The following is a 24,496-nucleotide window of genomic DNA, read 5'->3' as shown; positions in this document are numbered from 1 at the left end:
GGCCACCCCGTCACGTACGGGATGACCGCCCTCAGGCGTCAAGCGACTCGCTTACTGGTTGTACGGACCGTAGTCGTAGTCCTCCAGCGGAACGGCCTGGCCGGAGCCGGTGCCGAACGGCGAGTAGTCGATGTCGTCGTAGCCGACGGCCGAGTACATCGCGGCCTTGGCCTCCTCGGTCGGCTCGACCCGGATGTTGCGGTAGCGGGAGAGACCCGTACCGGCCGGGATGAGCTTACCGATGATGACGTTCTCCTTGAGGCCGATGAGGCTGTCGGACTTGGCGTTGATCGCCGCGTCCGTCAGCACTCGGGTCGTCTCCTGGAAGGAGGCGGCCGACAGCCAGGACTCCGTCGCCAGCGAGGCCTTGGTGATACCCATCAGCTGCGGACGGCCGGAGGCGGGGTGACCGCCTTCGGTGACCACACGACGGTTCTCGGTCTCGAACTTCGACCGCTCGACCAGCTCGCCCGGAAGCAGCTCCGCGTCGCCGGACTCGATGATCGTCACGCGGCGGAGCATCTGCCGGATGATGATCTCGATGTGCTTGTCGTGGATCGACACGCCCTGCGAGTTGTAGACCCTCTGGACTTCGCCGACCAGGTGGACCTGGACCGCACGCTGGCCGAGGATGCGCAGCACGTCGTGCGGGTTGGTGGCACCCACGGTGAGCTTCTGGCCCACCTCGACCGCGTCGCCCTCGCCCACGAGCAGACGGGCACGCTTCGAGATCGGGAACGCCGTCTCGTCGCTGCCGTCGTCCGGGGTGACGACGAGCTTCTTGGTCTTCTCGGTCTCCTCGATCCGCACGCGGCCCTTGGCCTCGGAGATCGGGGCGACACCCTTCGGCGTACGGGCTTCGAAGAGCTCGACGACTCGGGGCAGACCCTGGGTGATGTCGTCACCGGCCACACCACCGGTGTGGAAGGTACGCATCGTCAGCTGGGTGCCGGGCTCACCGATGGACTGGGCGGCGATGATGCCGACCGCCTCACCGATGTCGACCAGCTTGCCGGTGGCGAGCGAGCGTCCGTAGCAGAAGGCACAGGTGCCGACCGCGGACTCACAGGTCAGGACCGAGCGGGTCTTGACCTCCTCGACGCCGGCGCCCACCAGGGCGTCGATCAGGACGTCACCGAGGTCGACGTTGGCAGGCGCGATGACCTTGCCGTCCACCACGACGTCCTCGGCGAGCATGCGGGCGTAGACCGAGGTCTCGACGTCCTCCGTCTTGCGGAGCACACCGTCGGCACCCTTGACGGCGATCTTCAGCTTCAGGCCGCGGTCGGTGCCGCAGTCCTCCTCGCGGATGATCACGTCCTGCGAGACGTCCACCAGACGACGGGTCAGGTAACCCGAGTCGGCGGTACGCAGGGCGGTGTCCGCCAGACCCTTACGGGCACCGTGCGTGGAGATGAAGTACTCCAGAACGGTGAGGCCCTCACGGAAGGACGCCTTGATCGGACGCGGGATGGTCTCGTTCTTCGCGTTCGACACCAGACCACGCATACCGGCGATCTGCCGCATCTGCATCATGTTTCCTCGGGCACCCGAGTCAACCATCATGAAGATGGGGTTGGTCTTGGGGAAGTTCGCGTTCATCGCCTCGGCAACCTCGTTGGTCGCCTTGGTCCAGATCGCGATGAGCTCCTGCGTGCGCTCGTCCTTGGTGATCAGACCGCGCTCGTACTGCTTCTGGACCTTCTCGTCCTGCTCCTCGTACCCCTTGACGATGGCCTTCTTGGCCTCGGGGACGACGATGTCCGCCACGGAGACGGTCACGCCGGAACGGGTGGCCCAGTGGAAGCCCGCCGCCTTCAGGTTGTCGAGCGTCGCCGCCACGATGACCTTGGGGTAGCGCTCGGCCAGGTCGTTGACGATCTCGGAGAGCTGCTTCTTGCCCACCGAGTAGTCGACGAACGGGTAGTCCTCGGGCAGCAGCTCGTTGAAGAGCGCGCGGCCCAGACTCGTCCGCAGCCGGAAGGTGTCGCCCGGCTGGTACTCCGGCTCGCCCTCCTCGGCGACCGGCGGCACCCAGCCACGCGGCGGCATGGTGCCGACCGGGAAGCGGATGTCGACGGACGACTGGAGCGCCAGCTCGCCGGCGTCGAACGCCATGATCGCCTCGGCCGTGGAGCCGAACGCGCGGCCCTCGCCCTTGGTGTCACGGAGCTCACCGTCGGTGGTGAGGAAGAACAGGCCCAGCACCATGTCCTGGGTCGGCATGGTGACGGGACGACCGTCGGCCGGCTTCAGGATGTTGTTCGAGGACAGCATCAGGATGCGGGCCTCGGCCTGCGCCTCCGCGGAGAGCGGCAGGTGCACGGCCATCTGGTCACCGTCGAAGTCCGCGTTGAACGCGGTGCAGACGAGCGGGTGGATCTGGATGGCCTTGCCCTCGACCAGCTGCGGCTCGAAGGCCTGGATGCCGAGGCGGTGCAGGGTGGGCGCACGGTTCAGCAGCACCGGGTGCTCGGCGATGACCTCTTCGAGGACGTCGTACACGACGGTGCGGCCACGCTCGACCATGCGCTTGGCCGACTTGATGTTCTGCGCGTGGTTCAGGTCCACCAGGCGCTTCATCACGAACGGCTTGAAGAGCTCCAGCGCCATCGCCTTCGGCAGACCGCACTGGTGCAGCTTGAGCTGCGGACCGACGACGATCACGGAACGCGCGGAGTAGTCCACACGCTTGCCGAGGAGGTTCTGACGGAAGCGTCCCTGCTTGCCCTTGAGCATGTCGGAGAGCGACTTCAGCGGACGGTTGCCGGGGCCCGTGACCGGGCGGCCGCGACGGCCGTTGTCGAAGAGCGCGTCGACGGCCTCCTGGAGCATGCGCTTCTCGTTGTTCACGATGATCTCGGGCGCACCGAGGTCGAGAAGGCGCTTCAGGCGGTTGTTGCGGTTGATCACGCGGCGGTACAGGTCGTTCAGGTCGGAGGTCGCGAAGCGGCCACCGTCCAGCTGCACCATCGGACGCAGGTCCGGCGGGATGACCGGCACGCAGTCGAGCACCATGCCCTTGGGCTTGTTGCTGGTCTGCAGGAACGCGGAGACGACCTTGAGGCGCTTGAGCGCACGGGTCTTCTTCTGGCCCTTGCCGGTACGGATGATCTCGCGGAGGCGCTCGGCCTCCTCGTCGAGGTCGAAGGACTCCAGGCGCTTCTGCAGCGCGGCGGCGCCCATGCAGCCGTCGAAGTACGTGCCGAAGCGGTCACGCAGCTCGCGGTAGAGCAGCTCGTCGCCCTCCAGGTCCTGGACCTTGAGGTTCTTGAAGCGGCTCCACACCTCGTCGAGGCGGTCGATCTCGCGCTGCGCACGGTCGCGCAGCTGCTTCATCTCGCGCTCGGCACCTTCGCGCACCTTGCGGCGTACGTCGGCCTTGGCGCCCTCGGCCTCCAGCTCGGCCAGGTCGGTCTCGAGCTTCTTGGCGCGGGCCTCCAGGTCGGAGTCGCGGCGGTTCTCGGTCTGCTGACGCTCGACGGAGACGTGCGCCTCCAGGGACGGCAGGTCGCGGGTACGACGCTCCTCGTCCACGAACGTGATCATGTACGCGGCGAAGTAGATGACCTTTTCCAGGTCCTTCGGCGCGAGGTCCAGCAGGTAGCCGAGGCGCGACGGGACGCCCTTGAAGTACCAGATGTGGGTGACGGGAGCGGCCAGCTCGATGTGGCCCATCCGCTCACGACGCACCTTGGCGCGAGTGACCTCGACGCCGCAGCGCTCACAGATGATGCCCTTGAAGCGGACACGCTTGTACTTGCCGCAGTAGCACTCCCAGTCCCGGGTCGGACCGAAGATCTTCTCGCAGAAGAGTCCGTCCTTCTCGGGCTTGAGCGTGCGGTAGTTGATGGTCTCCGGCTTCTTCACTTCGCCGTGGGACCAGGTCCGGATGTCGTCCGCGGTGGCAAGGCCGATCCGCAGCTCGTCGAAGAAGTTGACGTCGAGCACTTGTCGTCAATCCCTCTTTCGGGGGTTCGAGCCCCCTCGCTCGGAAGCGAGAAATCGGGGCACTTCAGCAATGGTCTGAACGGGTCCGGGGAGAGCCGGCCGGATCACGGGGATCCGGCCGGCGAACCCGTCAGACCTCTTCGACGCTGCTCGGCTCTCGCCGGGACAGGTCGATACCGAGCTCCTCCGCTGCGCGGAAGACGTCCTCGTCCGTGTCGCGCATCTCGATGGACATGCCGTCCGAGGAGAGCACCTCCACGTTGAGGCAGAGCGACTGCATTTCCTTGATGAGCACCTTGAAGGACTCAGGGATGCCCGGCTCGGGGATGTTCTCGCCCTTGACGATGGCCTCGTAGACCTTCACGCGGCCGGTCACGTCGTCGGACTTGATCGTCAGCAGCTCCTGGAGGGCGTACGCGGCGCCGTATGCCTCCAGCGCCCACACCTCCATCTCACCGAAGCGCTGTCCACCGAACTGCGCCTTACCACCCAGCGGCTGCTGGGTGATCATGGAGTACGGGCCGGTCGAACGCGCGTGCAGCTTGTCGTCGACCAGGTGGTGGAGCTTGAGGATGTACATGAACCCGACCGAGACCGGGTCCGGGAACGGCTCGCCGGAGCGGCCGTCGAACAGCTTGGCCTTGCCGGAGGGCTGGACCAGGCGGTCGCCGTCGCGGTTGGGGATCGTGGCCTCGAAGAGACCGGAGATCTCGTCCTCGCGCGCACCGTCGAAGACGGGCGTGGCGACGTTGGTGCCGGGGGCGACCTGGTCGGCGCCGATGGACTGCAGGCGCTTGGCCCACTCGTCACCGAGGCCGGAGACGTCCCAGCCGCGGCTGGCGAGCCAGCCGAGGTGGATCTCCAGGACCTGTCCCGGGTTCATTCGGGACGGGACACCCAGCGGGTTGAGGATGATGTCGACCGGGGTGCCGTCCTCCAGGAACGGCATGTCCTCGATCGGCAGGATCTTCGAGATGACGCCCTTGTTGCCGTGACGGCCGGCGAGCTTGTCACCGTCGGTGATCTTGCGCTTCTGCGCGACGTAGACGCGGACCAGCTGGTTCACGCCCGGCGGCAGCTCGTCGCCCTCTTCGCGGTCGAAGACGCGGACGCCGATGACCTTGCCGATCTCACCGTGCGGCACCTTCAGCGAGGTGTCGCGCACCTCGCGCGCCTTCTCACCGAAGATCGCGCGGAGCAGGCGCTCCTCGGGCGTCAGCTCGGTCTCACCCTTGGGCGTGACCTTGCCGACGAGGATGTCACCGGCGACGACCTCGGCACCGATCCGGATGATGCCGCGCTCGTCGAGGTCGGCGAGGACCTCTTCGGAGACGTTCGGGATGTCCCGGGTGATCTCCTCGGGGCCGAGCTTCGTGTCACGGGCGTCGACCTCGTGCTCCTCGATGTGGATCGAGGAGAGGACGTCGTCCTGCACGAGGCGCTGCGACAGGATGATCGCGTCCTCGTAGTTGTGACCCTCCCACGGCATGAACGCCACGAGGAGGTTCTTGCCGAGGGCCATCTCACCGTTCTCGGTGGCCGGGCCGTCGGCCAGCACCTGGTCGGCCACGATCCGGTCGCCCTCGGAGACGACGACCTTCTGGTTGACCGAGGTGCCCTGGTTGGAGCGCATGAACTTGGCGATGCGGTACGTGGTGTACGTGCCGTCGTCGTTCGTGACGGTGATGTAGTCCGCGGAGACCTCCTGGACCACACCGTCCTTCTCGGCCTTGAGCACGTCACCGGCGTCGGTGGCGCAGCGGTACTCCATGCCGGTGCCGACGAGCGGCGCCTCGGACTTGATGAGCGGCACCGCCTGGCGCATCATGTTCGCGCCCATGAGGGCACGGTTGGCGTCGTCGTGCTCCAGGAACGGGATCATCGCGGTGGCGACGGACACCATCTGGCGCGGCGAGACGTCCATGTAGTCGACGTCCGTGCCGGGCACGTAGTCGACCTCTCCGCCACGGCGGCGGACCAGGACGCGCGGCTCGGTGAAGCGCAGCTCGTCGCTGAGGATCGCGTTCGCCTGGGCGATGACGAAGCGGTCCTCCTCGTCGGCCGTGATGTAGTCGACGTCGTCGGTGACCTGGCCGTCGACGACCTTGCGGTACGGCGTCTCGATGAAGCCGAACGCGTTGACGCGGCCGTACGAGGCGAGCGAACCGATCAGGCCGATGTTCGGGCCTTCCGGAGTCTCGATCGGACACATGCGCCCGTAGTGGGACGGGTGCACGTCACGGACCTCGAAGCCGGCCCGCTCACGGGAGAGACCACCCGGGCCAAGAGCCGACAGACGGCGCTTGTGGGTGAGACCCGACAGCGGGTTGTTCTGGTCCATGAACTGCGACAGCTGGCTGGTGCCGAAGAACTCCTTGATGGAGGCGACGACCGGCCGGATGTTGATCAGGGTCTGCGGCGTGATCGCCTCGACGTCCTGGGTCGTCATGCGCTCACGCACGACGCGCTCCATCCGCGCCAGGCCCGTACGGACCTGGTTCTGGATGAGCTCGCCGACGTTGCGGAGGCGACGGTTGCCGAAGTGGTCGATGTCGTCGGTCTCGACGACGATCTCCCGGCCCGACTCACCGATCGTCTCGGTCTCACCGGCGTGCAGCTTGACCAGGTACTTGATGGTCGCGATGACGTCGTCGGTGGTGAGCACGCCGGCGTCCAGCGGCTCATCGGCGCCGAGCTTCTTGTTCACCTTGTAGCGGCCGACCTTCGCGAGGTCGTAGCGCTTCGGGTTGAAGTAGAGGTTCTCGAGCAGCGTCTGAGCGGCCTCGCGCGTGGGCGGCTCGCCCGGGCGCAGCTTGCGGTAGATGTCGAGCAGCGCGTCGTCCTGGCCCTGGGTGTGGTCCTTCTCCAGGGTGGCGCGCATCGACTCGTACTCGCCGAACTCCTCCAGGATCTGCTCGGTCGTCCAGCCGAGCGCCTTGAGGAGGACGGTGACGGACTGCTTGCGCTTGCGGTCGATGCGGACACCGACCATGTCGCGCTTGTCGATCTCCATCTCCAGCCAGGCACCCCGGGACGGAATGATCTTGGCGGAGAAGATGTCCTTGTCGGACGTCTTGTCGATGGAGGAGTCGAAGTAGACACCCGGCGAACGGACCAGCTGCGACACGACGACACGCTCGGTGCCGTTGATGACGAAGGTGCCCTTGTTGGTCATGAGCGGGAAGTCGCCCATGAAGACCGTCTGGGACTTGATCTCGCCGGTCTCGTTGTTGGTGAACTCGGCCGTGACGAAGAGCGGCGCGGCGAACGTGAAGTCGCGCTCCTTGCACTCGTCGATCGAGTTCTTCGGGGGCTCGAAGCGGTGGTCGCGGAATGTGAGCGACATCGACCCGGAGAAGTCCTCGATCGGTGAGATCTCCTCGAAGATCTCCTCCAGGCCGGACTTGGTGGGGACGTCTTGTCCACTGTCCAGAGCAGCCTCGACGCGAGCCTTCCAGGCGGCGTTACCGAGGAGCCAGTCAAAGCTCTCGGTCTGCAGCGCGAGGAGGTTCGGAACCTCGAGGGGCTCCTTGATCTTTGCAAAAGAGATGCGCAGCGGGGCGGTGCTGGCACCGTTGTTCGTATTCGCGGTCGAGGCGTTGCGCGAGGCGGCCAAGAGGGGGTCCTTCCGAGGGCTCGGACTCACTACGCGCGTACCGGTCCCACCTTGGACGCCGAGACACACCACCTTGAGCGGGCCGGAAAGGCCAGCTCAGTGAAGGTCGGTCATCGATGCTCAAGTGCGGGCATGCCCCTGGTGACGGGCAGGAGGCAGCTAACAGGCAGCGCAAAGGGTCAGTGTAGCCAAGCGGCACACTGATGTCCAGTCGGGGTTCTCAGAGACCCACGTTGCTCTCAACAGCTGTTCTCAACTACCTATGTGTTCAGGCCCTCGCGCGGGGTGCGCTCTTCTTTACTGCCCTCTTCACTCTCGATCCATGCCTCGGATACGGATCGAAGTGATGACGCGTCCTGAGAATTGCGCGCCTCGTGCCGTTCGTCAAGGCCCACCGGTCCGTACGGGTCCCCGGAGGTCCGCTCAGGCCGCTCCCGGGAAGCCCTCAGGAAGCTCCTGGGTGACCTGCGGGAGGCGCACGGCGAAGATCACCCTACTCGCCACCGGCGGAAGTTCAAGGCAGCCGCCACGGGTACGACGAAGGGCGACCACCCGGATGGGTGATCGCCCTTCGTGCAGGCGCATGACGCGCCCAGGGAGCCGCGAGGCTCCCGGGGTGTTACTTGACCTCGACGGAAGCGCCGGCGGCCTTGAGGGACTCGGCAGCCTTCTCGGCGACCTCCTTGGCGACCTTCTCGAGGACCGGCTTCGGGGTGCCGTCGACGAGGTCCTTGGCCTCCTTGAGACCCAGCGAGGTCAGCTCGCGCACGGTCTTGATGACCTGGATCTTCTTCTCGCCGGCGCCGGTGAGGATGACGTCGAACTCGTCCTGCTCCTCAGCGGCCTCGGCAACGGCGCCCGGGCCGGCCGGACCGGCGACGGCGACGGCCGCGGCGGCGGTGACGTCGAACTTCTCCTCGAAGGCCTTCACGAACTCGGAGAGCTCGATGAGGGTCATCTCTTCGAACTGCGCGAGCAGGTCGTCCTGGGACAGCTTCGCCATGACAGGCGTCCTTCCACTATTCGGCAGGTGCCGGATGTATATGTCGGCGGGCGTACGTGGAGCCCGCTGGACCGCTGAGCGAAATTACTCGGCGGCCTCGGCGGGAGCCGGAGTACCGGCACCGCCCTGCTCTTCCTTCTTGGCGCGAAGAGCTTCCGCGGTGCGGACGAACTTGGAGGGCAGGGCCTGGAAGACCTGCGCCGCCTGCGTCTGCTTGCCCTTGAAAGCACCGGCCAGCTTGGAGAGCAGAACCTCGCGGGACTCGAGGTCCGCGAGCTTCTTGATCTCATCGGCGGACAGCGCCTTACCGTCAAGGACACCGCCCTTGATGATGAGGTTCGGGTTGTCCTTGGCGAAGTCACGAAGACCCTTCGCCGACTCCACCGGGTCACCGGTGACGAAGGCAACCGCCGTCGGACCCGAGAACAGGTCGTCCAGCGTGTCGATCCCGGCCTCGTTGGCCGCAATCTTGGTCAGCGTGTTCTTCACCACGGCGTACTGGGCGTTCTCACCGAGCGAACGACGCAGCGTCTTGAGCTGCGCCACGGTGAGACCCCGGTACTCGGTCAGCACAGCGGCGTTCGAGCTGCGGAACTGCTCCGCGAGCTCGGCTACCGCGGCAGCCTTGTCGGGCCTTGCCATGAGCGTCGGCCTCCTTCCGGGTGATGAGGACCGCTCAGAAGGGGCCGGGAAAGACGAAACGCCCCAGCACAAGTGCCAGGGCGCGGCTCGACCGGACTCACGTCCGGGAGCAGTTCCAAGTCACCTGCGCAGGTCGTCCGATCTAGCGGAACCTTCGGTCACCGTCACCCTTACGGGAGCGCGGCGACGACCAGCGGTCTTTGGCTTCCTGTGAAGAGTACGCGACCGGGGCCGCGCCAGGCAAATCCGGCGTCGACCGCTCCGGTCCGGAGGGTTTAGCCGCAGCTCAGCAGCGGCTCTCCCGCCCGCTGTACGCGGATACGAGGACGGGCCCCGCACCTCGAAAGGTTGCGGGGCCCGTCCACACGTGCACGCGTACGACGCGGCTACCGGGTGAGCGCGGTGGCTCAGACGGCGGCCGGGTCCTCCTCGACGAGGAGGTTGCGGGTGCGGTTGGCGTCCAGCGGGATGCCGGGGCCCATCGTGGTGGCCAGCGCGGCCTTCTTGATGTAACGGCCCTTGGCGGCGGACGGCTTCAGACGGAGGATCTCGTCCAGCGCCGCTGCGTAGTTCTCCACCAGCTTGGTCTCGTCGAAGGAGACCTTGCCGATGATGAAGTGCAGGTTCGAGTGCTTGTCGACGCGGAACTCGATCTTGCCGCCCTTGATGTCGTTGACAGCCTTGACGACGTCGGGGGTGACGGTGCCGGTCTTCGGGTTCGGCATCAGACCACGCGGACCGAGCACGCGGCCCAGGCGGCCGACCTTGCCCATGAGGTCCGGGGTCGCGACGACGGCGTCGAAGTCCAGACGGCCCTTCGCCACCTCGTCGATGAGCTCGTCGGCGCCGACGATGTCGGCTCCAGCGGCTTCCGCGGCCGCAGCACGGTCACCGGTCGCGAAGACCAGGACCCGGGCGGTCTTGCCGGTGCCGTGCGGGAGGTTCACGGTGCCACGGACCATCTGGTCGGCCTTGCGCGGGTCGACACCCAGCGCGAAGGCGACCTCGACGGTGCCGTCGAACTTCGTGGACGAGGTGTCCTTGGCGAGACGGACGGCCTCGAGCGGGGCGTACAGGCGCTCCCGGTCGATCTTGGCGTCCGCAGCGCGGAGGTTCTTGCTGCGCTTCACTTCTACTCCTGTGGTTTCAGAGTGTGGAGTCGTGGTGCGGACCAGCGCTTGGTCCTACCACTGGGGGTTACGGGGCTGAATCAGCCTTCGACCGTGATGCCCATGGAACGGGCGGTGCCGGCAATGATCTTCGACGCGGCGTCGAGGTCATTGGCGTTCAGGTCGGGGAGCTTCGTCGTGGCGATCTCGCGGACCTGGGCGGCCGTCAGCTTGGCGACCTTGGTCTTGTGCGGCTCGCCGGAGCCCTTGTCCACACCCGCGGCCTTGAGGATCAGCTTGGCGGCCGGCGGAGTCTTGGTCACGAAGGTGAAGGAGCGGTCGTCGTAGACCGTGATCTCCACCGGCACGACCATGCCACGCTGCGACTCGGTCGCGGCGTTGTAGGCCTTGCAGAACTCCATGATGTTGACGCCGTGCTGACCGAGCGCGGGGCCGACCGGCGGGGCCGGGTTCGCCGCACCGGCGTTGATCTGGAGCTTGATAAGCCCCGTGACCTTCTTCTTCTTGGGAGGCATTGCTCTCTCCGGGTCCTATGAGAGTGTTTCGCCGCCGATTCCGGTCATCCGGATGGAGGCATACCGCACAACGATAACGGGTATAGCTGTGCGACCAAAAACCCAGCAGGTCAGAGCGGCCGCGAAGCCCCTCTGACCTGCTGGGTAGGCATGTGTCCAGAAACCGGCGGGAAGTGCTAGTTCTTCTGGATCTGGTCGAAGCTGAGCTCGACCGGGGTCTCGCGGCCGAAGATCTCGACGAGGCCCTTGACCTTCTTCGAGTCGGCGTTGATCTCGTTGATCGTGGCCTGCAGCGTGGCGAACGGGCCGTCGGTGACGGTGACCGAGTCGCCGACCTCGAAGTCCAGCACCTGGACCTCGACCTTGCGGGACGGAGCCGGCTTGCCCTCGGCCTCGGCGGCCTCGCGGGCGGCCTTCTCCTCGGCCTCCGGGGCGAGCATCTTGACGATCTCGTCCAGGGTCAGCGGGTACGGGTCGTAGGCGTTGCCCACGAAGCCGGTGACGCCCGGCGTGTTGCGCACGACGCCCCAGGACTCGTTCGTCAGGTCCATGCGCACCAGCACGTAGCCGGGGAGCTTGTTCTGCCGGACGTTCTTGCGCTCGCCGTTCTTGATCTGGACGATTTCCTCTTCAGGCACCTCGGCCTGATAGATGAACTCCTCCACGTTGAGCGAGACGGCGCGCTGCTCCAGGTTGGCCTTCACGCGCTTCTCGTAACCGGCGTACGTGTGGATGACGTACCACTCGCCGGGGAGCGTGCGGAGCTCCTCGCGCAGGGCGGTGACGGGGTCGACGGCGGCGGCCGGCTCGGCCTCTTCCTCGTCGGCGCTCTCGTCGTCGGCCTCGGCCTCGACGGCTTCCGCGACCTCGGTGGTCCCGGCGTCCTCGTCGGCCTCGATCGTCTCGTCCGCGACGGCGTCCACAGCGGTGTCGGTGGTCTCGTCGGCCTCGGTCTGATCGGCCTTCTCGGAATCAGCAGCCTCAACGATGCCGAGCTCGTCCTTGGCGGACTCGAAGGCGCCAGCCTCGGGCTCGACGGCGTCGTTCAGGTTCGGGTCAGACACGATGGCTGCTTCTTCCTGGATACAAAGGGTGGAACGTGCGGTGGGGGCGCCGGTCGGACGCCTTCCGCCGGCTCAGCCGAAGACGTACTTGATGACCCGCGCGAACCCCATGTCAAGAACGGTAACAAGACCAATCATGACAACGACGAACACAATCACCACAGTGGTGTATGTCGTCAGCTGGCTGCGAGTCGGCCAGACAACCTTACGGAGTTCGGCGACGATCTGGCGGTAGAACAGCGCGAGACGGCCCAGAGGACCCTTCTTGCCGCGCTTGCCGCCCTTCCGAGTCTTCTTGTTCGACTCGGGGGATTCGTCCTCAGCATCAGGCATGTCGATGGAGCCCACGGCGTCCGTCACGCTTCTCACCTGATTCCGGGTCGTGGCCGTGCCGCGCCCGGTGGAGCCGCACGGCTGTGCAATGAAGTACGTACATGCGCACACATCCTGGCGAAGGAGTGTGTAGCAGGGCCGGAGGGACTTGAACCCCCAACCGCTGGTTTTGGAGACCAGTGCTCTACCAATTGAGCTACGACCCTTGGTGGTTTCCACCAACCTACCGCATCTTCCCCGGTGCCCGGGTGCAGTAACGGTGTGGCTGGTGAAGGCCAACGACAGGTGAGTGTACGTGCTCAGGGCCGCTGCGTCGAACAGACAACTACCGACCGGTCCTGTCCGGTTCCCGTACGAGTCGTGTCCGGTCCCTGAAACCCGTGTGCCGACGGGTTTTCCGGTCTGGGAGCATGGGCCCATGAGCGCTGCAACTTCTCCGTCCGAGCGCCGGGTCTCCGCCCGCGTCGGTGCGATCTCCGAGTCCGCGACCCTCGCCGTCGACGCCAAGGCCAAGGCCCTCAAGGCCGCGGGCCGTCCGGTGATCGGCTTCGGTGCCGGCGAGCCCGACTTCCCGACCCCCGGCTACATCGTCGACGCCGCGGTCGAGGCCTGCCGCAACCCGAAGTACCACCGCTACACCCCGGCCGGCGGGCTCCCCGAGCTCAAGGCCGCCATCGCAGAGAAGACGCTGCGGGACTCCGGCTACGAGGTCGACGCCAGCCAGATCCTGGTGACCAACGGCGGCAAGCAGGCCATCTACGAGGCCTTCGCCGCCATCCTCGACCCGGGCGACGAGGTCATCGTCCCCGCTCCGTACTGGACCACCTATCCCGAGTCGATCCGGCTCGCCGGCGGTGTCCCGGTCGAGGTCGTCGCCGACGAGACCACCGGCTACCGGGTCTCCGTCGAGCAGCTGGAGGCCGCGCGCACCGGGCGGACCAAGGTCGTCCTCTTCGTCTCGCCGTCCAACCCGACCGGCGCCGTCTACAGCGAGGCCGACGCCGAGGCGATCGGCCGCTGGGCCGTCGAGCACGGCCTGTGGGTCATGACCGACGAGATCTACGAGCACCTCGTCTACGGCGACGCGACGTTCACCTCGCTCCCGGCGATCGTGCCGGAGCTGCGCGACAAGTGCATCGTCGTCAACGGCGTCGCCAAGACGTACGCGATGACCGGCTGGCGCGTGGGCTGGATCATCGGCCCCAAGGACGTCGTCAAGGCCGCGACCAACCTCCAGTCGCACGCCACCTCCAACGTCTCCAACGTGGCCCAGGTCGCCGCGCTCGCGGCCGTCTCCGGCCCGCTGGACGCCGTCGCGGAGATGCGCACCGCCTTCGACCGCCGGCGCAACCTGATCGTGCGGATGCTCAACGAGATCGACGGCGTGCTCTGCCCGGAGCCCGAGGGCGCGTTCTACGCCTACCCGTCGGTGAAGGGCCTGCTCGGCAAGGAGATCCGCGGCAAGCGCCCGGCCGACTCGGTCGAGCTGGCGGCGCTGATCCTGGACGAGGCCGAGGTCGCGGTCGTCCCGGGCGAGGCCTTCGGTACGCCGGGCTACCTCCGCCTCTCCTACGCGCTCGGCGACGACGACCTCATCGAGGGCGTCTCCCGGCTCCAGAAGCTGCTCGGTGAGGCCAAGGCCTGACAGCCCGCGCGATTGTGCCCCCGGCCACCACGGCCGGGGGCACTTTCCGTCTCGGACCCACTCCAAAGAGGACAGCGACTTCCGCTCCGGCCCGCCCGTGCGGCAGGATCTTCCAATGGAGCGTGATGTACGTCTGTTGCCCAAGGCCCACCTGCACCTGCACTTCACCGGGTCGATGCGGCCCACCACCCTGCTCGAACTCGCCGACAAGTACGGGGTCCGCCTCCCCGACGCACTGACCGGCGGCGAGCCGCCGAAGCTGCGGGCGACCGACGAGCGCGGCTGGTTCCGCTTCCAGCGGCTCTACGACATCGCCCGGTCCTGTCTCCGGTCGCCGGAGGACATCCACCGCCTGGTCCGCGAGAGCGCCCAGGAGGACGTCGCGGACGGCTCCGGCTGGCTGGAGATCCAGGTCGACCCCACCTCGTACGCACCGCTGCTCGGCGGACTGATCCCGGCGATCGAGATCATCCTGGACGCGGTGGACAGCGCCGCCCGGGACACCGGTCTCGGGATGCGCGTGGTGATCGCCGCGAACCGGATGAAGCACCCGCTGGACGCCCGGACCCTGGCGCGGCTGGCCGTGCGGTACGCGGACCGGGGCGTCGTCGGGTTCGGGCTCTCCAACGACGAGCGGCGCGGCATGGCCCGTGACTTCGACCGGGCCTTCGCCATCGCGCGGGAGGGCGGTCTGCTGGCGGCCCCGCACGGCGGCGAGCTGGCGGGCGCCTCCAGCGTGCGCGACTGCCTGGACGACCTGGACGCCTCGCGCATCGGCCACGGCGTCCGGGCCGCCGAGGATCCGCGGCTGCTGGAGCGGCTGGCCGAGCGCCAGGTGACCTGTGAGGTGTGCCCGTCGTCCAATGTGGCGCTCGGAGTCTACGAGAAGGCCGCCGACGTCCCCTTGCGCACTCTGTTCGACGCGGGGGTGCCGATGGCGCTGGGTGCGGACGATCCGCTGCTGTTCGGCTCGCGTCTCGCCGCGCAGTACGAGCTGGTACGCCGCGACCACGGGTTCACCGACGCGGAGCTGGCCGAGCTGGCCCGGCAGTCGGTGCGCGGTTCGGCCGCGCCCGTCGACGTACGGGACAAGCTGCTGTCCGGGATCGACGACTGGCTGGCTAGCTGATTCCGGCCAGCAGGGTGCGGGCCAGGGAGGCGGCGAACTCCTTCAGCGGCTGCGGTGGCGTTCCGCCGGGGAGCGCGTCGTAGGCGAAAGCCCGCTGGGCGCAGGCGCCGAGCAGCAGTGAGGCGGCGGCGTAGGTGTCGGCGTCCGCGCGGATCCGGCCCGCGCGCTGTTCGGCGCGGAGGTAGGCGTCGAGACCCTGGATCGGCTTGTGGGGGCCGGTGCCGAGTTCGCGCATGGCCTGCTCGTGGCGGCTCTTGAGCTGCGGTTCGGCGTACAGGGACGCGGCCATGGGGAACGTCTGCGCGTAGAAGAGGGCGGCCTGCCGGGCGACCTCGGTGAGGTTGGCCTCGACGCCGCCCTCTCCCGCGACCAGGCCGTCGAGCAGCCCGCCGAGCTTCGGGAGCCTCTCCTTGAGGACGGTCACGAAGAGCTCTTCCTTGCTGGGGAAGTACTTGTAGAGCGCCGCCTCCGAGCAGCCGGCGGCCCGCGCGATCTCTTTGGTGGTGGTCCGGGCCAGGCCGATGGAGCCCATCAGCTCGTGGGCGGCGTCGACGATACGGACGCGGGCCGGCTTCGGCTCCACGGTGGCTCCCCTACGGCTTGACGGGTGGATGACCAGGCACTCACCCTAAAGGTGAGTGAACACTCACCCACCTGAGGAGGGCGCATGCGGCTGACGGTGTTCGGAGCGACCGGAGGTGTCGGCCGGGAGGTCGTGGGCCAGGCGCTCGCGGCGGGCCACGAGGTGACGGCCGTGGTCCGCGACCCGGCGAGGCTCCCGGAGGCGCTCGACACCCGGGCGCTGCACGGGGTCGTCGCGCTGGACGACCCGGTGACGGTACGCGCGGCGGTGGCGGGGCGGAACGCGGTGCTCTCGGGGCTCGGCGCGCGGGGCCGGCAGGCGGACGGGGTCGCGGAGCGGCTGACCGGGCGGATCATCGCGGCGATGGAGGCCGAGGAGGTGCGGCGGCTGCTGGTGGTGAGCGCGGTCCCGGTGGGTCCCGTCCCGGCCGGTGAGCCGTTGGTGGACCGGCTGGCGCGCAAAGCCGTCGGAGCGGTCCTGGCGGAGGTGTACGCGGACCTCGCGCGGATGGAGGCGGCGCTGGAGCGCAGCGCCACGGAGTGGACCTCCGTACGGCCTCCGAAGCTGACGGACGGGCCGTGCACGGGCGTCTACCGCACGGTGGTGGGCGGCGCGCCCGTCAGCAGCCGGTCGCTCTCCCGGGCCGATGTGGCGCACGCGATGCTCAAGCTGATCGACGACCCGGCGGCGGTGCGGCAGGGCGTGGGCGTCGCCTACTGAGTGCCCGATGAGAACGACGCGAACGCTTATAGAGCGACGCCGACCGTCACCGGCTCGTTGACCAGGGTGACGCCGAACGCCTCGTGGACCCCGGCGACGACCTCACGGGCCAGCGCGAGGAGGTCCTCGGTGGTGGCCTCGCCGCGATTGGTGAGCGCGAGGGTGTGCTTGGTGGAGATCCGGGCCGGGCCGCTGCCGTACCCCTTGGTGAAGCCGGCCCGGTCGATCAGCCAGGCGGCGGAGGTCTTGGTACGGCCGTCCTCGGCGGAGAACGCCGGCGGCGTCACGTCCGGGCCGAGGCGCTCGTGGACCCGGGCCAGGAAATGCTGGAAAGCGGCCTCGTCGAGGATCGGGTTGGTGAAGAAGGAGCCGGCGGACCAGGTGTCGTGGTCGTCCGGGTCCAGCACCATGCCCTTGCCGGCGCGCAGCTTCAGCACGGTCTCCCGGGCGGCGGAGGCGGGCACGCGCTGGCCCTGCTCGACGCCCATGGCCCTGGCCGTCTCCGGGTACGCGAGAGGCGCGGAGAGACCGCCCGCCTCCTCCAGCGCGAACCGGACCCGGAGCACCACGAAGCGCTCGGACTCCGCCTTGAAGCGGCTGTGGCGGTACGAGAAGGAGCACTCCGCGTTCGGCAGGGTCACCGTCTCCCGGGTGTGCCGGTCGTAGGCGACGACCTCCGTGATGGTGGAGGACACCTCCTGTCCGTACGCGCCGACGTTCTGGATCGGCGTCGCGCCGGCGGAGCCGGGGATTCCGGCCAGGCACTCGATGCCCGCGAGACCCGCCTCCACGGCCCGGGCGACGGCGTCGGTCCACACCTCGCCGGCCGCCAGCTCCAGCGACGTACCGGAGAGCGTGAAGCCCTTCGTGGCGATGCGCAGCGCCGTGCCGTCGAAGCCCTTGTCGCCGATGACCAGGTTGGAGCCGCCGCCGATGACGAGCAGCGGGGTGCCGCTCGCGTCGGCCTCGCGTACGGCGTCGACCACCTCGGCGTCGGTGGTGGCCGTCAGGAGGCGGGTGGCGGGGCCGCCGAGCCGGAAGGTGGTCAGGGGGGCGAGGGGGGCATCGTGGAGTTCCTGCACGGGGACAAGAGTACGGTCCGCGGCTCCGCCGCTCGGGCGGGGCCACGGACCGTACAGGTACCGCGTGAGCTCTCTGGCGAGCCGGCGCTCCCTACAGCTGACGCGTGACCTTCAGGCGAGCCGTACGACGGCCCGGGACATCCCGAGCACCTTCTTGCCGTCGCACACCGCCACCAGGTCCACCCGGACCAGGTTGTCGTCCAGCTTGGCCGCGACCTTGCCGCTGACCTCGATGAGCGCGCCCTTGTCGTCGTTGGGCACCACGACCGGCTTGGTGAAGCGGACCCCGTAGTCGACGACCGCGCCCGGATCCCCGGCCCAGTCCGTGACCACGCGGATCGCCTCGGCCATGGTGAACATGCCGTGCGCGATCACGTCCGGCAGCCCGACCTCCAGCGCGAACTTCTCGTTCCAGTGGATCGGGTTGAAGTCGCCCGACGCACCGGCGTACTGCACGAGCGTCGCCCGCGTCACCGGGAACGACTGCGCGGGCAGCTCCGTACCGACCTCGACCGACCCGTAAGAGACCTTCGCCGTCATCACGCCTCCTCGGCGGCGCGCGCCACCAGCTTCATCACCGTCGTGACCACCAGCTCACCGGCCTCGTCGTGCACATCGCCGCGGACGTCCAGGATGTCGTTGCCCGCCATGGACTTGATGCTCTCGATCGTGGACGTGACCGTCAGCCGGTCCCCCGCCCGTACCGGACGCACGTAGGAGAACTTCTGGTCGCCGTGGACGACCCGGCTGTAGTCCAGGCCCAGCTGCGGGTCCTGCACCACTTCACCGGCGGCCCGGTAGGTGATGGAGAAGACAAAAGTGGGCGGCGCGATCACATCGGGGTGGCCGAGCGCGCGGGCCGCCTCCACATCGACGTACGCCGGATGGGCATCGCCCACCGCCTCGGCGAACTCGCGGATCTTCTCCCGGCCTACCTCGTACGCCGGGGTGGGCGGATACGTCCGCCCCACGAAGGACTGGTCGAGCGCCATGAGCTCGCTACCTCCTGCTGGAAATGACGAATAAGGGCACGCCCCTGCGCGGGAACCACCCCGTACAACGACACGAGGCCGCCCCCAGAGGGGACGGCCTCGTGTACGAGCCTGATTCAGCGCGTTTCGCGGTGCGCGGTGTGCGAGTTGCAGCGCGGGCAGTGCTTCTTCATCTCAAGACGGTCCGGGTTGTTACGCCGGTTCTTCTTGGTGATGTAGTTCCGCTCCTTGCACTCCACGCAGGCCAGCGTGATCTTCGGGCGGACGTCGGTGGCAGCCACGTGAGTGCTCCTTGGACGGACGATGGACGGATGAACGCATAAAAGAGTAGCCGATCGAAGGACCGACCCAACAATCGGCTACCGTTAGTAGCGGTGACCGGACTTGAACCGGTGACACAGCGATTATGAGCCGCTTGCTCTACCGACTGAGCTACACCGCTTTGATGATGAGTCCCCCCGCCGAAGCGGGGTTTCCCGATCACCAGAGCCCCAATGCGGAATCGAACCGCAGACCTTCTCCTTACCATGGAGACGCTCTACCGACTGAGCTATTGGGGCGAGCGAGGAAGACATTACACGGTCTCCGGCCGATCGCCCAAATCCGTTTCGGCACCACGCTCCGGCCGTAGGTCCGGGCCCGCCCACACCTCCTGATCAGGCCTTGATCCAGCTCGCGCGCTCTTCGGAAGGACTCCTTCCCGGCGTCGGCGCGGGGGCACCGGTACGACTAATGGGCTCCTCCCGGAAGCCGCCGTGCTCCACGTCGCGGACCCGGCCATGATCGACGGGACCACCCCTCCAGGCTCGGCCGCTCCGCGCGGCCGTGCACCCGTCCCAGGAGCGCGATGCCCGACAGCCAGCCGCGGCGGCCCGACGACAGCGCGCCCGACGGCGCCGAAGCGGCCACCACCGACCCGGCCCCCGCACTCGTCCTGAGCGGCGCCCGTCTGACCGACGGCCGAGCGGTCGACGTACGCCTGAGCGGCAGCCGTATCGAGGCCGTCGGCACGGCGGGCAGCCTCGCCACCCGTGGCCCCCGCATCGACCTGCGCGGTTACCTCCTGCTCCCCGCGCCGGCCGAGCCCCACACCCACGGCGACACCGCGCTGACCGCCGACGACGCCGGGCCCGCATCCGACCACCCCGAGGACATCCAGCGCCGCGCCACCGAGGCCGCCCTTCTCCAGCTCGGCCACGGCGCCACCTCCTTGCGCGCCCACGTCCGCATCGGCGACGTCCAGGGGCTCGCCGCGCTGGAGGCCGTCCTCCAGGCCCGCCGGGCACTGCGCGGCCTCGCCGACCTGACCGCGGTCGCCGTCCCCCGTCTGCTCACCGGCGCCGCCGGGGCGGAGGGCCTCGCCATGCTGCGGGACGCCGTGAAGATGGGCGCGGCGGTCGTCGGCGGCTGCCCCGACCTGGACCCGGACCCCACCGGCTACACCGCGGCCGTCCTGGAGGTCGCCGCCGAGCACGGCTGCCCGGTCGACCTGCACACCGACGGCGACGACCCGGCGCGCCTGGCCCGCCTCGCCGCCATGGCCGGCGGCCTGCGCCCCGGGGTCGCGCTCGGCCCCTGCGCCGGCCTCGCCCACCTTCCGCTGGAGACCGCGAGCCGGGCCGCCGATCAGCTGGCCGCCGCCGGCATCACCGTCGTCTGCCTCCCTCAGGGCGGCTGCGCGGGCTCGGAGCGCCGTACGAGCGCCCCTGTACGCCTCCTGCGCTCCGCGGGCGTACGCGTGGCGGCGGGCAGCGGCGCACTGCGTGACACGGCCAACCCGGTGGGCCGCGGCGACCCGCTGGAGGCCGCGTACCTCCTCGCCTCGCAGCACGGCCTGCGCGCCGAGCACGCGTACGCCATGGTCTCCACCACCGCGCGCGCCGTCCTGGGCCTGCCCGAGGTCCGCGTGGAGGCGGGCTTTCCGGCCGAACTCCTCGCCGTACGCGGTGAACGGCTCTCCGGTGTGCTCTCCCTCGCCTACAGCCGGATCGTCGTCCACCGCGGCCGGATCGTCGCGCGCACCAGCGCCGTACGCGAGTACTGCGACTCCGATCCCGACACGGCCGCCGGCCCCGATCTCCCGCGTCAGGGACGACCTGATTCCGGTGGCGGGCCCGGGAGCTGAGCATCCGGCGGCCGCCGGGCGTACGGTCGGAGGTATGCGCATTGTCATCGCAGGTGGACACGGACAGATCGCACTGCGGCTGGAGCGGCTGCTCGCCGCACGCGGAGATGAAGCCGTAGGGATCATCCGCAACCCTCAACAGAGCCAGGACCTCACCGATATCGGCGCCGAACCCGCCGTACTGGACCTCGAATCGGCCACGGTCGACGAGACCGCGGAGGTGCTGCGCGGCGCCGACGCGGCCGTCTTCGCGGCAGGCGCCGGCCCGAACAGCGGCACCGAACGCAAGGACACCGTCGACCGGGGCGCCGCCGTCCTGTTCGCCGACGCCGCCCAAGCCGCGGGCGTACGCCGGTACATCGTCATCTCCTCCATGGGCGCTGACCCCGACCACCCCGGCGACGAGGTGTTCGACATCTACCTGAGGGCGAAGGGCGCGGCGGACGCCGACGTACGCTCCCGCTCCGCCCTCGACTGGACGATCCTGCGCCCCGGGATGCTCACCAACGACGCGGGCAAGGGCCAGGTCCTGCTCGCCGTGAAGACCGGCCGTGGCCCGATCCCGCGCGACGACGTGGCGGCGACGATCCTGGAGCTGCTGGACACTCCGGCGACGGCGGGCCTGACCCTTGAGGTCATCTCCGGAAACGTGCCGGTCACGGTGGCCGTGAAGGACGTCGCGGGCAACTGAGCCGGGGCCCTGAGGGCCTAACAACGAGGAAGCCCCCGACCAGAAGGACTGGTCGGGGGCTTCGTTCGCGTGGCGGCGCCAGGGTTCGAACCTGGGTAGGCTGAGCCGGCAGATTTACAGTCTGCTCCCTTTGGCCACTCGGGCACACCGCCTCGAACGACGCGTCGGATCTCAGCGGGTGAGCTCCTTGGCGACGACGTAAACAATACCTGATGGCCAGGGGTGCTCCGCCACCTCATTGATCAGCAGCCGGAGGGTGCGGCGGTGGCTAGGCTTTGCGGTGTATCCCACGCACATTCGACGCAAGGAGCCACACGTCATGGCCGACTCCAGTTTCGACATCGTCTCGAAGGTCGAGCGGCAGGAGGTCGACAACGCCCTCAACCAGGCCGCCAAGGAGATCTCCCAGCGTTACGACTTCAAGGGCACGGGCGCCTCGATCTCGTGGTCCGGCGAGAAGATCCTGATGGAGGCGAACGGCGAGGAGCGGGTCAAGGCGATCCTCGACATCTTCCAGTCCAAGCTGGTCAAGCGCGGCATCTCGCTGAAGTCGCTGGACGCCGGCGAGCCGCAGCTCTCCGGCAAGGAGTACAAGATCTTCGCCACCATCGAGGAAGGCATCTCCCAGGAGAACGCCAAGAAGGTGGCGAAGATCATCCGCGACGAGGGTCCCAAGGGCGTCAAGGCGCAGGTCCAGGGTGACGAGCTGCGCGTCAGCTCGAAGAGCCGGGACGACCTTCAGGCCGTGCAGGCGCTGCTGAAGGAGAAGGACCTCGACTTCGCCATCCAGTACGTGAACTACCGGTAGGACGATTCGTGAACCAGTAGGGCGATTCGTCAGCATGGAGGGGCACGTCGTCGGGGGCATCCCGGTGACGTGCCTCTCCGCGTTCCGGGTCGCCCTCCGGCTGCTCCCTGTCCGAAATCCGCCAGCCCGGGGTGCGGGGTGCGGAGCAGACTGGCTGGTGTGAGAGCGGCTGGTCGGTTGTCGCCGGTCGGTCGTCGGTGTCCGTCGGTTGTTCGTCGGTTGAGGGAAGTGAGCAGTCGTGACGACGGTGTACACGCGGGTGGCGAGCCCTCTGGGTGAGTTGCTGCTGGTGGGTGAGTCGGACTGGACGGCCGATGGGCTGCGGCTGGTGTCGTTGTCCGTGCCCGGGCAGAAGGGCGGCGCGGTCGTCCAGGACGGCTGGCGCCGGGCGCCCGAGCTGTTCGCCGGGGTCCTCGCGCAGATGGAGGCGTATTTCGCGGGACGGTCGACGCGGTTCGAGGTGCCGTTCGCCGAGGGCGTGGGTACGGAGTTCCAGCGGCGCGTCTGGCAGGTCGTGGAGTCGATCCCGTACGGGCAGACCCTGTCGTACGGAGAGGTCGCCACGCGGGTCGGAGCCTCGGGCGCCGGGGTGCGGGCGGTCGGGACGGCGATCGGGCGGAACCCGCTGCTGGTCGTGCGGCCGTGCCACCGGGTGATCGGTGCGGACGGGGCGCTGCGAGGGTACGCGGGTGGCCTGGAGCGCAAGCAGTTGCTGCTGGGGCTGGAGGGGGCGGCGTGCGTGGAGCGTGTTGTGCCGGCCGGGCGTTGAGGGTGGTGTGACGGGTGACCTCGCGTGAGGTTCCGGCGGCTTCGGGCGGGTTGTTCCCTCGCCCGCGCCAGGTGGTCGCACCGGGCGCCGTACACGTACCGGAATGGCTTTCCGTGGAGCGTCGGCGGACGTTGGTGACGGCGTGCCGGGAGTGGGCACGAGGGCCGGTTCCGTTGCGGCACACGGTGTTGCCGGGCGGCGGTGTGATGTCGGTGCGGACGGTGTGCCTGGGCTGGCACTGGCAGCCGTACCGGTACACGCGTACCGCCGACGATGTGAACGGTGCCCCGGTGGCCGCGCTGCCGCGGTGGCTGGCCGACCTGGGACGGGCGGCGGTGGCGGAGGCGTACGAGGACGAGAGCGCGGCGGAGGCGTTCGCTCCGGACACCGCTCTGATCAACTTCTATGACGACGCGGCGCGGATGGGGATGCACCAGGACAAGGAGGAGCGGTCGGGCGCTCCTGTGGTGTCGTTGAGCATCGGGGCGACGTGCGTGTTCCGTTTCGGGAACCCTGAGGGGCGCGGGCAGCCTTATAAGGACGTCGAGTTGGTCTCCGGGGACCTCTTCGTCTTCGGCGGCCCGTCGCGCCTCGCGTTCCACGGGGTGCCGAAGGTGTACGCCGGTTCGGCCGACCCGGATGCGGGGATGCGGGCCGGCCGGCTGAATGTGACGTTGCGGGAGACCGGGCTGAGCTGAACCCCGGGAGCGGTCAGCGGCGTTCGCGGGAGTTGCCGAAGAGCAGCCGGTAGAGGATCAGCAGGACCAGGGAGCCGGCGATGGCGGCGATCCAGGTGGCAGTGTCGTAGAAGTCGTTGCTGATGGGACGGTCGAGGAACTGGCTGGAGAGCCAGCCGCCGAGGAAGGCACCGGCGATGCCGATGACGGTGGTCCCGATGATGCCGCCCGGGTCACGGCCCGGGAGCAGGATTTTGGCTATGACTCCGGCGAGCAGCCCGAGAATGATCCAACCGACGATGCTCATGTCGCTGCTCCTACCCTTTGCCTGATCTTGGAACACAAGACGCAACGAGCAGGTGTTCGGTTGCTGAGCGGCCTGGCCGTCTCGCCGGGAGCGGCGGTCCGCGTGCCTACTGCGGTAGCTCGTCCCACGGCTCCAGGTCCGGCCCGCCGTCCTCGCGCAGGGCCGTCTCCAGTACGCGGATGTCCTCGGCGTCCTTGGCCCGGCGCGGGCGGCCGGGGACCCAGACCGGTGTCATCCGCTTGATCTCGATCTGGGCGGCCGGGCTGATGACCGGACAGGCCGTCACGCCGATACGGCCGAGCGGGCCTTCGAGCATGCCGTCCGGCCACCGCTCGCCGGCCCAGGGGCCACCCGCGACCACGACATGGCCGGAGCCGTCCTCGTCCAGCAGCGCGAAGCTGCTTTCCTCACCCTGCTTGCCGAAGTCGATCTGCTGGTCGCCGGGTGGGCCGGGAAGGCGTTCCCAGCCCACCCGCAGCAGCTCACGGGTGAGCGGCTCGGCGTCCTGCTTCCGGGCGAACCAGTCGATGTCCGTGTGGTCGCGGGTGGGTGAGCCGAGGAAGAAGTCCATGGCCCAGCCGCCGCGGAGCCACACCTCCACGCCGAGCGCTTCGGCGATGCGGCTGGTTTCGGCGATCAGCCGGAGCTGGCGGTCCGTGCGCTGCCTGTCCACGAGCCCGGAGCGTACGCGGTCCCTCGGCTCGTCAGCCGCTT

The 24,496-nt window shown here is 68.6% G+C and carries 23 protein-coding genes and 4 tRNA genes; 8 read left to right on the top strand and 19 right to left on the bottom strand.

Annotation, left to right across the window (positions count from 1 at the left end):
- Positions 1-51 precede the first annotated feature (51 nt).
- The 9 genes from ABZ267_RS22535 to ABZ267_RS22495 all read right to left on the bottom strand — a co-directional run bounded on the left by ABZ267_RS22535 (position 52) and on the right by ABZ267_RS22495 (position 12,460).
- Positions 52-3,951, bottom strand: coding sequence for a DNA-directed RNA polymerase subunit beta' (locus ABZ267_RS22535; protein ID WP_356747787.1), 3,900 nt, complete (start codon positions 3,949-3,951; stop codon positions 52-54).
- A 130-nt stretch (positions 3,952-4,081) separates the two neighbouring features.
- Positions 4,082-7,567 carry a DNA-directed RNA polymerase subunit beta gene (rpoB, locus tag ABZ267_RS22530; protein WP_356747785.1) on the bottom strand — a complete coding sequence of 1,162 codons (3,486 nt, stop codon included), beginning with the start codon at positions 7,565-7,567 and terminating at the stop codon, positions 4,082-4,084.
- A 619-nt stretch (positions 7,568-8,186) separates the two neighbouring features.
- Complete coding sequence (rplL, locus tag ABZ267_RS22525; protein WP_356747783.1) at positions 8,187-8,570, bottom strand: 50S ribosomal protein L7/L12; 384 nt, start codon at positions 8,568-8,570, stop codon at positions 8,187-8,189.
- Between the two features lie 84 nt (positions 8,571-8,654).
- Entirely contained in the window at positions 8,655-9,212 is a 558-nt protein-coding gene (rplJ, locus tag ABZ267_RS22520) for a 50S ribosomal protein L10 (RefSeq protein ID WP_356747781.1), read from the bottom strand.
- A gap of 407 nt (positions 9,213-9,619) precedes the next feature.
- Positions 9,620-10,342 (bottom strand): 50S ribosomal protein L1, encoded by a 723-nt coding sequence (rplA, locus tag ABZ267_RS22515; protein ID WP_356747779.1) that lies wholly within the window; start codon positions 10,340-10,342, stop codon positions 9,620-9,622.
- A gap of 80 nt (positions 10,343-10,422) precedes the next feature.
- On the bottom strand, positions 10,423-10,857 hold the full coding sequence (gene rplK, locus ABZ267_RS22510; protein ID WP_015610692.1) for a 50S ribosomal protein L11: 435 nt from the start codon (positions 10,855-10,857) through the stop codon (positions 10,423-10,425).
- Between the two features lie 176 nt (positions 10,858-11,033).
- Entirely contained in the window at positions 11,034-11,921 is an 888-nt protein-coding gene (gene nusG / locus ABZ267_RS22505; RefSeq protein WP_356747777.1) for a transcription termination/antitermination protein NusG, read from the bottom strand.
- Between the two features lie 72 nt (positions 11,922-11,993).
- A complete protein-coding gene (secE, locus tag ABZ267_RS22500; protein ID WP_356747775.1) occupies positions 11,994-12,281 on the bottom strand; it encodes a preprotein translocase subunit SecE in 288 nt (95 codons plus the stop codon).
- Positions 12,282-12,387: 106 nt separating this feature from the next.
- Positions 12,388-12,460: transfer RNA gene (locus ABZ267_RS22495), tRNA-Trp, on the bottom strand.
- Between the two features lie 212 nt (positions 12,461-12,672).
- On the opposite strand from ABZ267_RS22495, the gene ABZ267_RS22490 reads away from it, so the two are divergent.
- A complete protein-coding gene (locus ABZ267_RS22490; protein ID WP_356747773.1) occupies positions 12,673-13,899 on the top strand; it encodes a pyridoxal phosphate-dependent aminotransferase in 1,227 nt (408 codons plus the stop codon).
- A gap of 115 nt (positions 13,900-14,014) precedes the next feature.
- Complete coding sequence (locus ABZ267_RS22485) at positions 14,015-15,028, top strand: adenosine deaminase (RefSeq protein WP_356747772.1); 1,014 nt, start codon at positions 14,015-14,017, stop codon at positions 15,026-15,028.
- On the opposite strand, the gene ABZ267_RS22480 is transcribed toward ABZ267_RS22485, so the two are convergent.
- Positions 15,021-15,611, bottom strand: coding sequence for a TetR/AcrR family transcriptional regulator (locus tag ABZ267_RS22480; protein ID WP_356747770.1), 591 nt, complete (start codon positions 15,609-15,611; stop codon positions 15,021-15,023). The genes ABZ267_RS22485 and ABZ267_RS22480 overlap by 8 nt on opposite strands.
- 84 nt (positions 15,612-15,695) lie before the next feature.
- Here ABZ267_RS22480 and ABZ267_RS22475 point away from each other — a divergent pair, with 84 nt between their 5' ends.
- Positions 15,696-16,331, top strand: coding sequence for an NAD(P)H-binding protein (locus ABZ267_RS22475; protein WP_356747768.1), 636 nt, complete (start codon positions 15,696-15,698; stop codon positions 16,329-16,331).
- Positions 16,332-16,357: 26 nt separating this feature from the next.
- Here ABZ267_RS22475 and ABZ267_RS22470 read toward each other — a convergent pair whose 3' ends face one another.
- From ABZ267_RS22470 to ABZ267_RS22445, 6 genes are all read right to left on the bottom strand, one after another.
- Complete coding sequence (locus ABZ267_RS22470) at positions 16,358-17,413, bottom strand: UDP-N-acetylmuramate dehydrogenase (RefSeq protein WP_356747766.1); 1,056 nt, start codon at positions 17,411-17,413, stop codon at positions 16,358-16,360.
- A gap of 111 nt (positions 17,414-17,524) precedes the next feature.
- Positions 17,525-17,953, bottom strand: coding sequence for a MaoC family dehydratase (locus tag ABZ267_RS22465; protein WP_356747764.1), 429 nt, complete (start codon positions 17,951-17,953; stop codon positions 17,525-17,527).
- Positions 17,953-18,405: a MaoC family dehydratase N-terminal domain-containing protein gene (locus ABZ267_RS22460; RefSeq protein ID WP_356747762.1), complete on the bottom strand. Its 453-nt coding sequence runs from the start codon at positions 18,403-18,405 to the stop codon at positions 17,953-17,955. Before ABZ267_RS22460 ends, ABZ267_RS22465 begins: the two co-directional genes overlap by 1 nt.
- A 116-nt stretch (positions 18,406-18,521) precedes the next feature.
- Positions 18,522-18,686, bottom strand: a complete 165-nt coding sequence (gene rpmG, locus ABZ267_RS22455; RefSeq protein ID WP_003956487.1) for a 50S ribosomal protein L33 — start codon at positions 18,684-18,686, stop codon at positions 18,522-18,524.
- Between the two features lie 88 nt (positions 18,687-18,774).
- Positions 18,775-18,847: transfer RNA gene (locus ABZ267_RS22450), tRNA-Met, on the bottom strand.
- 45 nt (positions 18,848-18,892) lie between these two features.
- Positions 18,893-18,965 (bottom strand) — tRNA-Thr (locus ABZ267_RS22445).
- Positions 18,966-19,252: 287 nt separating this feature from the next.
- On the opposite strand from ABZ267_RS22445, the gene ABZ267_RS22440 reads away from it, so the two are divergent.
- Both ABZ267_RS22440 and ABZ267_RS22435 read left to right on the top strand, forming a co-directional pair.
- Complete coding sequence (locus tag ABZ267_RS22440) at positions 19,253-20,530, top strand: amidohydrolase family protein (RefSeq protein WP_356747760.1); 1,278 nt, start codon at positions 19,253-19,255, stop codon at positions 20,528-20,530.
- A 34-nt stretch (positions 20,531-20,564) separates the two neighbouring features.
- Positions 20,565-21,221 (top strand): SDR family oxidoreductase, encoded by a 657-nt coding sequence (locus tag ABZ267_RS22435; protein WP_356747758.1) that lies wholly within the window; start codon positions 20,565-20,567, stop codon positions 21,219-21,221.
- A gap of 70 nt (positions 21,222-21,291) precedes the next feature.
- Here ABZ267_RS22435 and ABZ267_RS22430 read toward each other — a convergent pair.
- A tRNA-Tyr gene (locus ABZ267_RS22430) sits at positions 21,292-21,373 on the bottom strand.
- A gap of 167 nt (positions 21,374-21,540) precedes the next feature.
- Here ABZ267_RS22430 and ABZ267_RS22425 point away from each other — a divergent pair.
- From ABZ267_RS22425 to ABZ267_RS22415, 3 genes are all read left to right on the top strand, one after another.
- A complete protein-coding gene (locus ABZ267_RS22425; RefSeq protein WP_018510616.1) occupies positions 21,541-22,029 on the top strand; it encodes a YajQ family cyclic di-GMP-binding protein in 489 nt (162 codons plus the stop codon).
- Between the two features lie 238 nt (positions 22,030-22,267).
- Entirely contained in the window at positions 22,268-22,798 is a 531-nt protein-coding gene (locus ABZ267_RS22420; RefSeq protein WP_356747756.1) for a methylated-DNA--[protein]-cysteine S-methyltransferase, read from the top strand.
- 50 nt (positions 22,799-22,848) lie between these two features.
- The gene (locus tag ABZ267_RS22415; RefSeq protein ID WP_356363452.1) at positions 22,849-23,496 is read left to right on the top strand and encodes an alpha-ketoglutarate-dependent dioxygenase AlkB; all 648 of its coding nucleotides are present in this window, start codon (positions 22,849-22,851) and stop codon (positions 23,494-23,496) included.
- A 13-nt stretch (positions 23,497-23,509) separates the two neighbouring features.
- On the opposite strand, the gene ABZ267_RS22410 is transcribed toward ABZ267_RS22415, so the two are convergent.
- Together ABZ267_RS22410 and ABZ267_RS22405 are read right to left on the bottom strand one after the other, a co-directional pair.
- Positions 23,510-23,782: a GlsB/YeaQ/YmgE family stress response membrane protein gene (locus ABZ267_RS22410; protein ID WP_356363449.1), complete on the bottom strand. Its 273-nt coding sequence runs from the start codon at positions 23,780-23,782 to the stop codon at positions 23,510-23,512.
- A gap of 106 nt (positions 23,783-23,888) precedes the next feature.
- Positions 23,889-24,455 (bottom strand): aminoglycoside adenylyltransferase, encoded by a 567-nt coding sequence (locus ABZ267_RS22405; RefSeq protein WP_356747754.1) that lies wholly within the window; start codon positions 24,453-24,455, stop codon positions 23,889-23,891.
- Between the last annotated feature and the right edge of the window lie 41 nt (positions 24,456-24,496).

It is taken from the genome of Streptomyces sp. NPDC006174, from assembly GCF_040614075.1.
In the GTDB taxonomy this organism is placed as follows: Bacteria; Actinomycetota; Actinomycetes; order Streptomycetales; family Streptomycetaceae; genus Streptomyces.
Note: the sequence above shows the minus strand (reverse complement) of the source record. Positions and strands in the feature narration are given on the sequence as shown.